This window comes from Candidatus Brachybacter algidus (assembly GCF_016707225.1).
GTDB lineage: Bacteria > Bacteroidota > Bacteroidia > Chitinophagales > Saprospiraceae > Parvibacillus > Parvibacillus algidus.
In genome coordinates this window covers 633,600-648,968 of record NZ_JADJID010000001.1, presented here as the reverse complement: position 1 = coordinate 648,968, position 15,369 = coordinate 633,600, and the positions used below count along the sequence as shown (strand labels likewise).

The window sequence follows — 15,369 nt, the reverse complement described above, 5'->3', positions numbered from 1 at the left end:
CATTATCTATTTAAAAAATAATTTATGGCTTTATCAAATGTCAATCCATTGTCAACTTCCAGTTGGAAATCCTTACTCAATTCTGCAGAACGCTTGAATTCAAAACATATTTCCGAACTTTTAAATGAGGACAGTGAACGATTCCAAAAGTATTCATTTTCATTAGAAGATATTTTATTTGATTTTTCCAAAAATAAAATTGATGCTCAAATAGTTAGAGAATTAAAGTCTCTTGCACGCGAAGCCGGGCTATCAGAAGCTATAAAAGCTATGTTTGACGGAGAGGCAATTAATCGAACTGAAGGTAGAAGTGTTTTACATACAGCTTTGAGGAATCAGGGTGATCTACCCGTTTATAGTGAAGGTAAAGATGTCATGCCTGAAATCAGGGTTGTTTTAAGCAAAATGAAAGAATTCTGTAAGCGCATACATACTCAGCAACATAAAGGGTTTACAGGCAAACCTATTCGCCATATCGTCAATATCGGAATTGGGGGAAGTGATCTGGGACCGGTCATGGTAACGGAAGCCTTAAAGCCGTATTGGGTCGAGGGGATAGAAGCGCACTTTGTTTCAAACATAGATGGAACCCACATTGCAGAAGTATTTAAAAAAATCGATCCTGAGACAACGCTTTTTCTTATCGCTTCTAAGACATTCACCACTCAAGAAACGATGACGAATGCTCATACTGCCAGAGAATGGTTTTTAAAATATGCTGGTGATGAAAAGTACGTCGCCTTGCACTTTGTAGCACTTTCGACCAATTCAGCGGGTGTAAAAGCATTCGGAATAGATCCGGACAACATGTTTGAGTTTTGGGATTGGGTAGGAGGACGATATAGCTTGTGGAGTGCTATTGGTTTGTCAATAGCTTTGACCATAGGTTTCGATAATTTTGAGAATATATTAAAAGGAGGCTTTAGTGCTGACGAACATTTCAGAACCGCCGAATTTGAAGATAATATTCCTGTATTAATGGCCTTAATAGGCATCTGGAATTGTAATTTTTTGGGTGCACATACAGAGGCAATCTTGCCTTATGATCAATATATGCATCGATTTGCAGCCTATTTCCAACAAGGAAATATGGAGAGCAATGGAAAATCTGTAGATAGAAATGGTAATCCAATTCCATATGAAACGGGACCTGTCATATGGGGAGAGCCTGGCACCAATGGTCAACATGCATTTTACCAACTTATACATCAGGGGACAAAGTTAATACCTTGTGATTTTATCGCACCGGCTATATCTCATAATCCATTACCGGAGCATCATGACATACTTTTGAGCAATTTCTTTGCACAAACTCAGGCACTTGCCTTTGGTAAAAACCTGGCCCAGGTTAAAAAAGAGATGGAAAGTTCAGGTGCAGATGAAGCAAAAATAGAGGCTATAGCGCCTTTCAGGGTTTTCAGCGGAGATCGTCCAAGTAATTCTATACTTATCAAAAAGATCACACCTTATACACTAGGGCAGCTGATAGCTATATATGAACATAAGATATTCACTCAAGGAGTCATCTGGAATATATACAGTTTTGATCAATGGGGCGTAGAATATGGAAAACAGCTGGCTAATAATATACTTCCTGAACTAAAGAATAACTCAGAAGTGACAAAGTTTGACTCTTCAACCAATGGATTGATCAACGCATTCAAAAAAGCTAAAAAAATATAGTTTACCAGTCTTTTTTCAATAATACACGATAGGATAGAAATCCGAAAAGAACAGCATAAATGCAGCACATACCTATGTGATTCCAAGGAATTTCAGCTGCGATATCTTTTCCTTGTCCCATAAGTGCCTGAATGGTACTTAATCTTGCTACAGGAATAGGTATAATGTTGGACATGCTAGTTAGTGGCAAATAATCACTAATTACCACTTTGTTAATAACGGCCTGAGGACTTTGCTCAAACATATTCATTGTGGCCCACTTCTCTATTCCGTTGACTATTTTTTCAGCAAACCACCAAAGAAACAAAAGTATGAATGTAAATGCTGATTTCCTTATAATGATTGATAAGAATAAGGCAAGCATCATAAATGCAACTAATTTGACAAAATAACCGACTAAGAAACCAATTTCAGCGAATCGATAATCCGGATTAGTGATCGTATTGTATTTTAATCCGAAAATAAATGAAAATACAAATACCAAAATGGTAGAAACCAGACTGAGTATAACAATAGTATAAATCTTCGAAAGTAAAAATTCCTTCCTACTCAGTCCATCTATGACATTCTGTTTGAAAGTGCCATTCTGGAATTCATTCACTACGGTTGTGATAATGATAAAAGCTAAAAAAACTTTAATCAATGCCGTAAAATAAGTTGTAAAATTCCAAATCTGTGGAAAATTAAAGATGCCTTCTTTCACAAGGTCGATCTCCTTCCCTGCCAATGAAAACTTTTGTGTACCGAGCATTATAAGGCCAAAAAGAAAAAGACAATAAAGAAGAATGAATATTCTTGCTAATTTGTAATTATATATTTTAAGCCATTCAAGCTGTATTAATCGAATCATAGTTTTGGTGCTTTTTCAAAAAATTTAATAATTAATTCTAACCTCATTTCACTAATTCCAGGAATTGTTCTTCCAAAGAATCTCGTTTCTTGACAAGGTGAGAAAGAGAGATATTGCTTTCAAATAAAAGCTTATTCAGATCTTCGGCAGAAATATCCTGTTCAATAGTAGCTCTGATCAACCCATTATTGTTTATGATTTTGTTGAAATTACCGGCTTTTTTCAAAGCGGCTTCAAGGAAATTCATGTTAGAAGCCCTGAGTTCAAAAAACCCTTTATTGTTGGTCATCCCATCTACGAGGCCTGAGTATAATGATCTACCATTTTTTAAAACTATCACATGGCTGCAGACTTTCTCAACCTCATCAAGTAAATGACTTGCAAGGATGATGGTAGTTCCATCATTTGCTATCTTTTGAATGATTTCTCTGATTTGGATGATACCCATTGGGTCGAGCCCATTAGTAGGTTCATCTAATATTAGCACTTCAGGATCATTAAGCACTGCGCTGGCGATAGCAAGCCGCTGTTTCATCCCAAGTGAATATGTCAAAAATTTATCTTTTTTTCTTTCAAGTAGTCCTACCAATGAAAGTTTCTCGTCAATTTTCTTTTGATCAACTCCTTTAATTTTAGCTGTGATTTCAAGATTTTGGCCTGCATTTAAATATGGGTAGAAATTAGGCCTTTCTATGATTGCTCCAATTCTCTTTAATGTTTGATGATCTGTACTTTCTCCAAACCATTTCCAGCTCCCCGAAGTAGCGTTAATAGTAGTCAGCAACATTCCAAGAGTTGTCGACTTACCGCTTCCATTAGGCCCAAGAAGCCCATAAACATTACCTTTTTCAACATTAAAGGAAATGTCATTCACTGCAGTAAGTCTTCCAAATTTCTTTGTGAGATTTTTAATTTCTAGTATATAATCCATTTTTTGAAATTTTGATTTGTAAATGTAATTTAATAATTATCACTAATTGTCATGTAAACTTATTCAATTATCATTTTTCGACCAAATTACAATTATAAAAGATGTGTAAGTCTGAATGGGCTAATCTCTATCCACCACCATAATCATGAGCCCTTCTATCCCAAATAGTAAAAACCCAAAATATATTTAAATTGACATTCGAATAAAATATAATGTATATTTGCCTAATCACCGAATAGAATTTAATAAATCTAACCCTTCTCTCCTTTCATCTTTTTTACAAAGAATTTTTATCATTTGACGGACCTTAGTCTGATTCAAAACACATATTTATTAATATCTATAGAACAATGAAACATTTTCTATTTCTCACAATAATATTGGTAATCAATACTTTGCACGCTCAACCATCCAGCTGGACTGACACAGGAATAGGTGGCGGCGGATCACTGTTTTCACCGACTATAAGTCCCTCCAACGCCAATATAATGTATATGCAATGCGATATGTCAGAGGTCTTTCACACGACTGATGCTGGTCTAACATGGGATAATGTGCATTTTAAGCAATTAATTTCTACAGGTGGTAAACACAGAATGGAGTTTACAAGTGACCCTAACATCCTTTATACAGTTAATTTATCATTCAACGAAGATCTCCAATATCCTGTCAAAAGCACTAATGGTGGCAATACCTGGAATACCATTGACGATCCAACCGATGGCGAAGTTTGGTCCATATTTGCAGATCCTTCCTCCACATCAAGAATCATTATTTCTTCCTATGACAAATTATATATAAGCACCAATGGTGGTTCAAGTTTTATTGAAAAATTCAGCGATGCTGATGCTCTTTTGATTTCCGGTGTATTCTGGGATGGCAATAACATTTTTGTCGGAACGAATCGAGGATTAGTTCTTTCTACTGACAGCGGATCCACATTCAACCTAGATCCATCCAATGGAATTCCTGCCAATGAAGGCTTTTTAAGTTTTACCGGATCAAAAAGTGGAGGAATCACCCGTCTGATGGGAACTACTGCATCTCAAAATGATCTTTACCCGGGGATGAATGCACTTGACATTGAATATTATTCTACTACATTAAAAAGAGATTTTGGTGTCACAAATTGGATATCTGCGACCGCCGGTATTGCCATAGATGATAACCTTTACTGTATTGCTTCGTCCATCAACAATTCTAATGTCTTTTATGTAGGAGGCACTGATCCTAATACTAGCTATCCGGTTATATATAAGACTATAAACGGTGGAAGCAGCTGGACTCCAGTATTCCTTACCAACAATAATCAAAATATAGCCACAGGTTATAGTGGGTATCAAGGAGATGAGGATTGGTATTTTGGAGAGATTGTATTTGGCTTGGCTGTTGCTCCAAACGATGCCAATACCGTCATTTTTACTGATTTTGGATTTGCACATATTTCTCAAAATGGTGGTACAAGCTGGAGACAGGCTTATGTAAATTCTGCTGACCAAAACCCTATGAACGCTCCCACCCCAAAAGACAAAGCATACAAGAACAATGGCCTTGAAAATACCTCTTGCTGGAACTTACATTGGAAAAAAGACAACTCAAATAATATTTTCGCAAGTTATACAGATATAACAGGAGTTCGAAGCTTGGATGGAGGCAGCTCATGGGCATTCGATTATAATGGCATTACCTATAATACTGTTTATCACGTAATAGAACATCCTGTCAATAATATATTGTACGCTGCAGTTTCTTCCGTCCACGATATGTACCAAAGTACTTATTTGACGGACGCAAAGATTGATAATGGGACAGGAGCAATTCTTTATTCTACCGATGGTGGAATAAACTGGCAAATGTTTCACAACTTCAATAAACCGGTAATTTGGCTTGCCATTGATCCTACCAATACCAATCGCATGTATGCAAGTGTAGTAGAAAGCACCGCCGGTGGAATTTACAAATCAGACAATATCAATGCGGGTGCAGCATCGTCTTGGGCTCTAACCACGGCACCACCAAGGACACAAGGACATCCATATAATGTAAAAGTTTTAAATGATGGGGTTGTTGTATCAACGTGGTCCGGAAGAAGAACTACGAATTTCACCGCAAGTTCCGGGGTATTTATAAGTGCTAACCAAGGTTTGAGTTGGATTGATGTTTCTAAAAATGATGATATGTATTACTGGACCAAAGATATCACTATAGATCCCAATGATATAAGTCAAAACACCTGGTATGTAAGCGTGCATAGCGGGTGGGGAGGCGCCGCGAATGACAAAGGTGGTCTATACAAAACTACTAATCGTGGAGTATCCTGGACGAAATTTTTTGATTCTTATAGGGTTGAATCCTCAACTGTAGATCCTGTCAATGCTAATAATATATATGTGACAACTGAAAGTGAAGGACTATGGTATAGCTCAAACGCTACAAACCCCAATCCAACATTTACACAACTTCTTCAATACGACTTCATGCATCCTTTAAGAGTAATTTATAACCCATTCGATCCTACTAAATTATTTGTCACAAGTTTTGGGAATGGCATCAAAAGTGGAATTAGTTCTTCTATACCTCTCCCAATCGAGATTTTGTCTTTTAATGGAATAGCATTAGAAAAATGCAATTTGATATATTGGTCGACTAGCCAAGACCCAAACATAAAGTCATTTGATCTACAAAAGTTAGATAATAAAGGTGAATACAAAACGATCTCAATAATAAAAGCCAAAGAAGAAACAGCAGATAAAATAATGTATGAGTTCAAAGACTTTAACTTGGAGGCGCAAAATTATTATAGATTAATGTCCACCGATATTAACGGAAGTATTAATTATTCAGCAATTATAAATATCTCTAAACCAAAGTATTTGTTCAATATTTCCGAAATATATCCACAACCAGTTAGCGATGGATTTAAGTTTGAAGTATATAGTTCCGAAGAATCAAAGCTCTATATAGAAGTTTACAATACCCTGGGAAATAGAATCTATTCATTTGTAAACATGGTTCACAAAGGAAATACCAGGATGGAAATAGACACTAAAGGATGGAAAGCCGGTGTTTACGCAATATGTATTAAAAACGAGAAAGATGCACGAATTACAAGAAAAATCATCAAATAAAAGACAATGTTTCTATACTAGAGCGGAGATTTTCAATTCAAAACAATAATCACCTTATAGCTATGACTAAAAGGGCGCTTACAAAATAGATTATCCAGAAGTAAAATTTAATATAGGATAATAATTTCTATTAATCCTTTATTAAGCCCAACAAACCGGAATCTTTTGATTGAATTACTGAATGGTGATGAAAATTAGAAAAATCCACTTCAAGCAAAAAATCTTCAGCTTTTTTCGCAGTGAGAAATCTGTGAGCATCAATCTCGAAAATTTGATCATGTAGCTTTAATGAAAAAATACCATATTGAATGGTTTCATCATCATTTTTCTTATTCCGAAAGTATGGATAACATAATGAATAATCTATCAGTTCACCTTCTTTATTTAATAAAAGTTCCACTACTTGACCTGACTTGACAAATTGAGCACTTTCACGCGCTAAGTTTTGTTCGAAAGACATAATGCTAATTTTAAAAAAAGTAATAAACAAACCATTACTTTACAATCATAAAGTAATACTCAGGTATAACATCTGAAATTACATATCATGTAATCCTTATGCAAAAACCAAGAAAATGTTTATTTACAAAAAATATTGTTCACTACAAAAATAAACAAATATTTCATAATCCAAAATATTTATTTATTAAAAAAGATTACCATCAATTATTAAGAAAGTATCCCAAACTATATGAAAAGATATTATTAGTAACTCAAGTTTCGGCAGTCAAATTCGTTTCTTCTAAAGATAAATTTAAATTTTAATAAAATGTTAGATGTTAGAAGGTAGATTTTAGATGGCTCTCCATCAATCACTTGGATATTTTTTCTATTAAGCCCATTAAAGAAAAAATATGAATCAATTGACTAAACTCCATCTAACATCTAACATCAGCCATCTGCCTTTGTTTCTTAACTACCGAAACTTGAATTAGAAAGTTAAAATACCAAAGTATTAAAACAAAGCCAATCGGCTAAATAAACAATAAGATAACCGACTCATAGAATAATATTCCAGCACTGTAAATATTAAGTTTTTTTAATATTTAGGTATGAGCCCTAAACTTCAATAACTGTATTAATAATTCCAAAATATCTCTGAGTAAGGGTTGCTTTCTGATAGTTTCAAACACTTAACTATACTACTAGGAGTTAATTTAAAATTTTATGCATTTTACCATCATCAACCTTTGCGCTAAATTATTAATAAACAATAAGTTAACCATTGCTTTTGCAGAAAGCATTACAGCAGGTAGACTTACATATGATTTTTCTACAATTGACAATTCTGTTGCTTTCTTGAAAGGTGGAATAATTTGTTTCTCGAATGAGACCAAAGATCAGCTCCTCTATAACCCCGCCGAAATAACCAAAAAGGCAAAGTACTCTTCACTAGAAGCAACGGAGGATATGGCAAGAGGACTAGCTCGGCTTATACCTTCTGCTCAAATTCATGTAGGAGTCAATGGATCGAATCTTCCGGGTGATTCCGAAGGCATTGGCAACCAGACCGGAACAGTTTATATCTGCGCATTACTAAATTCAGAAATCTTATTTTCCCGTGAATTTAAGTTTGATGGAACCAAAGAGGATATTATTAACCAAACGATCATTCACGTAGCTTACTTTTTAAGACATTATCTTGAAAACAAACAAATACAATTAAATTATACTGCTTAAATTAATGAAGGAGCCTGATCATATTATTGAAAGAAAGAAAAATATTTTGTATTAAATGTTTAATGCAACAATTGAGCATTTGGCCTAAGACCATTCATGTATATGATTGCACACCAAATACAATAATTTGAAAAAATTCATCACTTATCTCGAATCAAAGCGAAGTGCCTAATATTCTTAAGTATCAATGAAATTAGAAATACATAAGAAAGAACTCCAATCGAAGTTTCAAAAGTAGGTTCGAAAATCATAGTGATAAAATATAAAAGCATCATCAATAAAAGTGGAAAGCTTTTTCTATTTGATGGATTTAGTAAGGGGGTGACCAAGCCTAATAATAAAAATATTAGACTGAGCATTCCACCGCAAACGGCAGTCAATAAAAATTGATTATGCGGTATTTTAGAGACTGGAAGATTCAATTTTATCGCATTTTTAGCCAGTGAACTGTCCATATCTCCGGATCCAACTCCTAATAAAAAGTTTTGCTTCCAAAGGTCTAGTCCATTGATTAGAGAATAACCTCTTTCACTGTCAGAGTATGTTTGACCATTTCCGGATTTATATTGATTCCAATCCCAAACCATGTAATTCACTTTTGTGTTGACGGAAGGAATTAATCTGTAACTACCAAATGCAGTAATCAATAAGACTAAACTTGCTGCGACAAGTATTTTATAATTCTTAGTCTTAATTGTATCATATAGTAAAATGGACATTGTGCCAATAGCTGTCACTAACCAAGCTGTCCTGATCGACAAAAATACGATACTAAAAAAAAGAATTGGAATTCCCATTAAAAGAAATTTTCTCGAAGCACCAGAATAAAATCCATTAAGTAATGCATATAGGCAACCTATGAAAGTTAAACTCATGAACATGCCAAAGCGAATATGAGGGATTGGTGTAGGAATTGGCTGGCCGCCATCCAGGGCTTTTGAGATTGCAGTATAATCGTTAAAGTAAACTAATACGATCAGAATCGAGACAATCAATGCACTACTTAATGCGTACAATAAGTAATTCTTATAATGTGAAATCTTCAATTGAGGCGAGAACATGAGTATGAGTGGAATAAGGAGAAATCCTATATATAGTCTAAAACGGATCATCGCAAACCCTGTTTCTTCGCTTCCAATAAACGAAGTGACAACACTTAATAATAAAAATATGGAAGATGCAAATGTTAATTTATTTCTAGAAAAAGAAGAAAGCAAATCTTTCCTACTAAAATGAAATGCATTCAATAAAGAAGCTGAGCCCATTACTATCATTCCGAGTGCTATCGCGAACCTACTTGTAAACAATCCTGCTATCGTAATATAAATACCGGTATTAAATCCCCAGGCCGCAATCTTTCTGAAAGAACCAAAATTATCGACAATGAATTTAATAACCTTCAATCTTAGTATTTTGTCTATAAAGCAACCGGGCGATTCTTCTGAATTATTCTATTTTAATTTCATCTGTAAAAAACCATGTTTGAGCACCGGGTAGCGTAAACCATTCCGGGGCTGTTTTATTGGCTTCTATTTTAACAGTGAGATATTTTACGTAAAGTGATTTTTGTCGTCTCTTTTTCTTTATATATGTGCTACTCAACTTGGCAAGAAAATCAGATGTGATAGGTATCACAAAATGCTTTTTGATATTTCTTTGATCAGTTTTGAGAGAAACATGAGTGACACTGCCCACTTCAAACATTTTGCTTTTGTCATCCCCAACGAATATTGTAATTTTATTAGGCAGAAAGATCCATGAATCATAATCCTGCAAGGCCGAAATATCGATGGAATTAATGATTCTTTTGGCTCCAAAGTTAAATGTAAAGACAACATCCTTGCCTTGAAAGCCCAACCATTTATCTTCAGCATAACTTAAGTTGCCTGTATCCAAATCTACAAGTTCATCCAGGCCATCAAATGTATATTTAGGATCAGGCATTGGATCCGCTTCTATACTTTGAAGATTGTTTCTCAATACAGCTTTTTGCACAGTGACACTTGACCACTCAGAGTTATACTTTGTTACAGCTTTTATCAAAAATACCCCGGCTTCTTTTATCTGTATTAAATCTTTATACAAAATTCCATTTGTCTTTGGATCATCACCATTGATCGTATAATAAAGATTTGCAGATTCATTATCTGCGAGCAATTCTATATCGATTTGATTTCTATTTAATACAGGATAAATGAGGATATCAGGTCTGCTTACAAAAAACTCCTTTTTTATAGAATTATTAATCGATGAATCGGCGGAAGTAAAAATATTTTTACTGATAGGAATGATAGAATCGTTGCAATTGACATTCAAAATATCGCCGATGAGACTTAAAACATCATCAATTGCAATAATGTTATTTGGTTCCTGAAATTCAGGAATGGAAGGACCTTTAATGATAATAGGGGTTTGTTTATAAATTTCAGTTTCAGAATATTTATGAGCTGCATTGCCATCAGTCAGGACGATCACCGTGGTTTTATCCCATTTTACTTTTTCCTGATAACTCTTAAAAACGATGCCTATGAGGCTATCAATCGTAGAAAGTTCATTGATCTGATCTCTGTCTAAGTAGTTAGCTTTTGGGCTAAATGTCCTGAATGACAAAAAAGAAAACCTTACTCCAAATCCATTATTAGAATTAATAAAATCCTTAACCATCGATTCATTGGACCTGAAATTTTTACGATATACGTTAAATGCTCCTTTGATAGTGTCATTATAAATACCTACTGTATTTAAAGAAGATTGAAAAAGAGCTAAGGAATCATAACAAGCAACCATTTTTCCAAGTTTTCTGCGAATATTGCTGCGTGGGCGAGTCGCTGAAGCAATATCGGAAGGATCTCGATATTCTATTCCTCCAAGAAACCCATTTTTTATTAGAAATTTTAAGTTGGGAGCATATGCCCGCTCCAGCATTTCAAAAGTCAAACCCCTTACCTCAAGAATAAGTATATTATTTTCTGCTGGTTTAACATACTCCGCTCGAGTAACCTGAACCATTATCAGAAGAAATAATAAAATGCTTGTTCGCGGAAGAATGGTCGTTCTAAGAATGTGAATTAATAATTTCATTTAATTTGGTTAAAATGCTTCTTTTAATTTTTTCTTCAAGGCGAACAATTCATCCCTATACTGAGCTGCAGATATAAAATCTAAGTCCTTCGCAGCTTTCTTCATTTTATCTTCTGTCTCCTTCAAAAGCGCATTCAACTGCTCCGTATTCATCATTGCGATCACCGGATCTGCTGCAATATCTGGTTTTTCAGCCTCCTGGTAATAATTTTGTTGTCCCTTACCTCTTATGTCGAGAATGGATTGTCTAGACATAATCTCTTCACGGGTTTTGGCAAGTGTCTGAGGAATTATATTATGCTTAGTATTATATTCCATCTGGATAGACCTCCGCCTATCCGTCTCATCAATAGTACGTTGCATAGAATCTGTTACTTTATCAGCATAAAAAATAACTTTTCCATTTACATTCCTAGCTGCCCGACCTGCAGTCTGGGTTAATGAACGAGCATTTCTTAAAAAACCTTCTTTATCAGCATCAATTATAGCGACAAGTGACACTTCCGGCAAATCCAGACCCTCGCGCAACAAATTAACACCAACAAGCACATCAAACTCACCGATTCTAAGATCTCTTAATATCTCGACCCTTTCCATGGTATCCACTTCAGAGTGGATGTATTTTGTTTTGATCTGTAAGTTTTGGAAATATCTGGCCAATTCTTCTGCCATTCTTTTAGTCAAAGTGGTCACAAGGATCCGTTCATTTCTTTCGACCCTGACAGCCACTTCTTCGAGAAGATCGTCTATCTGATTGATACTTGGCCTCACTTCTATAGGAGGATCGATCAAACCCGTAGGCCTTATAAGCTGCTCTACTATATCTCCTTCCGTTTGCTCAAGCTCATAATCACCTGGAGTAGCTGAAACAAATATAACCTGATTTATAAGTGTTTCGAATTCATTGAAATTCAGAGGCCTGTTGTCCATAGCAGAAGGAAGCCTAAAACCATAGTTTACCAAATTAACTTTTCTAGATCTGTCACCCCCCCACATACCTCGAATCTGAGGAATAGTCGCATGGCTTTCATCAATCATCATCAAATAATCATCAGGGAAATAATCCAACAGGCAGAAAGGTCTGGCGCCAGGTTCTCTGCCATCAAAGAACCTTGAATAGTTTTCTATGCCGGTGCAGTATCCGAGCTCCTTGATCATTTCGAGGTCGAACTGAGTGCGCTCATGGATTCTTTTGGCTTCAAGGAATTTATTTTCTGTTTCCAGGTAAGATTCATGCTCTTGAAGTTCATGCTCAATCGTGCGGATTATCTCTTGCAGCTTGTCCTTGGGTGCGACATACAAATTGGCTGGAAATACTGCCGCTACGTCCATCTTCTTGATTGGCTTACCAGTCTCGATCTCTAGCATCTCAATTTCCTCTATTTCATCACCATAGAAATGAATACGTAAGCCATGATTCACATAGGATAACGCAATGTCTACGATGTCACCTTTGACCCTGAAATGTCCTCTGGTAAGTGCTGACTCTGTGCGGGCATATAGACCATCTACTAACTTGTAAAGAAAAGTGTTTCGTGACACCATCTGACCTTTTTCAATCCGTATGATGCTGTTTTTATAATCGTCAGGATTTCCCATACCATAAATACAAGAGACAGAAGCTACAATTATAATATCTTTTCTTCCGGACAACAAGGAGGAGGTGGCACGAAGACGAAGCTTGTCAACTTCTTCATTGATCATCAGATCTTTTTCTATAAAAGTATCTGAGACAGATAGATAAGCTTCAGGTTGATAATAATCATAGTATGAAACAAAATATTCTACCGCATTGTCAGGAAAAAACTCTTTGAATTCACCATATAGCTGAGCCGTCAGCGTTTTGTTATGAGTCAGAATGAGTGTCGGCTTATTCAATTCCTTTATGACATTAGCCATAGTAAAGGTCTTGCCGGAACCTGTAACACCAAGCAATACCTGAGCTCTATCCCCACGAGAGATACCTTCCACAAGCTTTTTTATTGCCATAGGTTGGTCTCCTGTTGGAGAAAATTTAGATTCAAGTATAAAACTCATCAGAAATTATTTTGTGGCGTTCAACCTTTTCAAAACTTGTGAGGTAATGTTTAGTTTTGGATTAGTAAGGAGGATGTTTGCCCCTTCAGTATAACCGAGGATGTAATCAGCCTTATATTGATCTAGATAAACCTGAAGCTCTTTTTTCATCCTTTTATTTAACTCTTCCTGGATCTTATTAGTTTTCTTTATTAACTCATCCGAAAGTTTTTGCTCTTGCTCAGCAAGTGCCTGTTGCTTTTCACCAAGCCCCTTTTCAATTGTTTGTGCCTGCTGTTGTGTAAGCTCTCCGGCCTGAGCTTTTTTCTGATAAGCCATAATCTCATCCTGCAGCACCTTTGCCTTAGCTTTCAAACTAGCTTCTGCCTGAGCACCTTGTTTTTCCATGATAGATTTCTGGGTCTTTATATAATTGTATTTTTGATTAATAGTATCAATGTCTACATAAAGAACATTAGAGCCCAGGCCTTCTTCAGAAACCGGTGCTTCAATTGGACTTACAGTTACTATTGTATCTTTACCCTCAGGAGTTTTAACAGAAGTCATCTGTTTAGGTTGATTAAAATGCAAATAATAAAGAATTCCTACAGCAATTATTAAAATACCGTTAAGAATCAAAGACAAATTTTTCATTAATATTTTTTTATCGTTTTATTAAATATAGAAATAGACAAATTCTAACGCAGACTATATGATTCAAAGTGTAAAAAGCTACAATGACCATTCTTGAAAATCAATTACAAATGTAATAATTTAACAGAAGTAATAGATCGTGTCCATATATAGAATGAAAATTACTTCCATAATAGCTGCTCACGTCGCCTTAATATGTATATTAATCTATTAAACATTATATTCGGCAACAGATGGCCTAACTTTGTCATTTTATAGAAAAAAATTTTGTGGAAGACCAGATTAAAAAAAGATTTTTTATTTTATATAGACTATTAACTTCAAAAATTGTCTATCATACTGCTTTTTGGTTAAGCTTGTTCATATTACTATTTCTTTCTAAAAACTCTTCAAATCCAGCTCACTTAAGTATTATACTCCAGATTGGACAGATCTCCTTTTTTATGGTACTTGTCTATTTCAATATATACTATTTAGTTCCAAAGTTTCTGAGCACCAACAAAATTTTTATTTACTTAATAAACCTACTTGCTCTAGTGATCTTAGTGACCTGTGCAAGAGTGGTTTTAGAATTTTGGCTGTATACCGGAAATTATGATAAACAAAATGACGTGTTGTCTTTTGGGCAAATCGTATTTTTTATATTACACTTCTTTATTGCACTCGCTTCAACAGTATTTGTGATCAGCTCGCAATGGATCAGGAATGCCCGCGAAAAACAGGAATTAAAAACTGAACAGATCCAGACGGAATTAAAATTTCTCAAATCTCAGATCAATCCGCATTTCCTATTCAATATTCTTAATAGCCTTTATGCTCTCACTCTAAAGAAGTCAGATATGGCGCCGACGATGGTGATAAAGCTCAGTGAAATGATGCGCTACATGCTCTATGAATGTAACGAAAAAAGAGTACCCCTTGAAAAAGAAATCAATTATCTGCGCAACTACTTAGATCTTGAAAAATTAAGGATTGGGAACAAAATGGACGTACATCTAAATGTCACAGGAGATCAGGAGAATAAATTTATAGCACCTCTAATCTTTATTAACTTTGTAGAAAATAGCTTTAAACATGGCGGCATCAATGGCTCCAACCCAAAGGGACATGTTTATCTGGATATAGATATCAAAGAAGACGAAATTCATTTCGTGTTGGAGAACAGTAAGCCGCTTCGAATGTCTGAGAATAAACTATTGAAAGCACCAGGCGGTATTGGGTTGAAAAATGTTAAAGACAGATTAGATCTTGTGTACAATAATAATTATAAAATAAAAATCAAGGAAGATGACGATATTTACAGCATTGACCTTGCATTACAATTGGATAATAAAAACTTAATTTAA

The 15,369-nt window shown here is 35.1% G+C and carries 11 protein-coding genes; 4 read left to right on the top strand and 7 right to left on the bottom strand.

Annotation, left to right across the window (positions count from 1 at the left end; all coding sequences use genetic code 11):
• Window positions 1-24 precede the first annotated feature (24 nt).
• Window positions 25-1,683, top strand: a complete 1,659-nt coding sequence (gene pgi, locus IPI15_RS02605) for a glucose-6-phosphate isomerase (protein ID WP_287419084.1) — start codon at window positions 25-27, stop codon at window positions 1,681-1,683.
• A 1-nt stretch (window position 1,684) separates the two neighbouring features.
• On the opposite strand, the gene IPI15_RS02600 is transcribed toward pgi, so the two are convergent.
• Complete coding sequence (locus IPI15_RS02600) at window positions 1,685-2,533, bottom strand: ABC transporter permease (protein WP_287419082.1); 849 nt, start codon at window positions 2,531-2,533, stop codon at window positions 1,685-1,687.
• A 43-nt stretch (window positions 2,534-2,576) separates the two neighbouring features.
• Window positions 2,577-3,464: an ABC transporter ATP-binding protein gene (locus IPI15_RS02595; RefSeq protein WP_287400545.1), complete on the bottom strand. Its 888-nt coding sequence runs from the start codon at window positions 3,462-3,464 to the stop codon at window positions 2,577-2,579.
• Between the two features lie 350 nt (window positions 3,465-3,814).
• Here IPI15_RS02595 and IPI15_RS02590 point away from each other — a divergent pair, with 350 nt between their 5' ends.
• Window positions 3,815-6,592 carry a T9SS type A sorting domain-containing protein gene (locus IPI15_RS02590; protein WP_287419080.1) on the top strand — a complete coding sequence of 926 codons (2,778 nt, stop codon included), beginning with the start codon at window positions 3,815-3,817 and terminating at the stop codon, window positions 6,590-6,592.
• 130 nt (window positions 6,593-6,722) lie between these two features.
• Here IPI15_RS02590 and IPI15_RS02585 read toward each other — a convergent pair whose 3' ends face one another.
• The gene (locus IPI15_RS02585; RefSeq protein WP_287419079.1) at window positions 6,723-7,052 is read right to left on the bottom strand and encodes a hypothetical protein; all 330 of its coding nucleotides are present in this window, start codon (window positions 7,050-7,052) and stop codon (window positions 6,723-6,725) included.
• A 707-nt stretch (window positions 7,053-7,759) separates the two neighbouring features.
• Between IPI15_RS02585 and IPI15_RS02580 the strand changes: the two genes are divergently transcribed.
• Complete coding sequence (locus tag IPI15_RS02580; RefSeq protein WP_287400540.1) at window positions 7,760-8,272, top strand: CinA family protein; 513 nt, start codon at window positions 7,760-7,762, stop codon at window positions 8,270-8,272.
• Between the two features lie 140 nt (window positions 8,273-8,412).
• Here the strand turns inward: IPI15_RS02580 and IPI15_RS02575 are convergent, their stop codons facing one another.
• From IPI15_RS02575 to IPI15_RS02560, 4 genes are read right to left on the bottom strand one after another with little or no spacing between them, the layout of a single operon-like run.
• Complete coding sequence (locus IPI15_RS02575; RefSeq protein WP_287400538.1) at window positions 8,413-9,675, bottom strand: O-antigen ligase family protein; 1,263 nt, start codon at window positions 9,673-9,675, stop codon at window positions 8,413-8,415.
• A 43-nt stretch (window positions 9,676-9,718) separates the two neighbouring features.
• Window positions 9,719-11,353, bottom strand: a complete 1,635-nt coding sequence (locus IPI15_RS02570) for an FN3 associated domain-containing protein (RefSeq protein WP_287400536.1) — start codon at window positions 11,351-11,353, stop codon at window positions 9,719-9,721.
• A gap of 9 nt (window positions 11,354-11,362) precedes the next feature.
• Window positions 11,363-13,390, bottom strand: a complete 2,028-nt coding sequence (gene uvrB, locus IPI15_RS02565; protein ID WP_287400535.1) for an excinuclease ABC subunit UvrB — start codon at window positions 13,388-13,390, stop codon at window positions 11,363-11,365.
• A 6-nt stretch (window positions 13,391-13,396) separates the two neighbouring features.
• A complete protein-coding gene (locus IPI15_RS02560; protein WP_287400534.1) occupies window positions 13,397-14,023 on the bottom strand; it encodes an OmpH/Skp family outer membrane protein in 627 nt (208 codons plus the stop codon).
• 536 nt (window positions 14,024-14,559) lie between these two features.
• Here IPI15_RS02560 and IPI15_RS02555 point away from each other — a divergent pair.
• Window positions 14,560-15,369, top strand: a complete 810-nt coding sequence (locus tag IPI15_RS02555; protein ID WP_287400533.1) for a sensor histidine kinase — start codon at window positions 14,560-14,562, stop codon at window positions 15,367-15,369.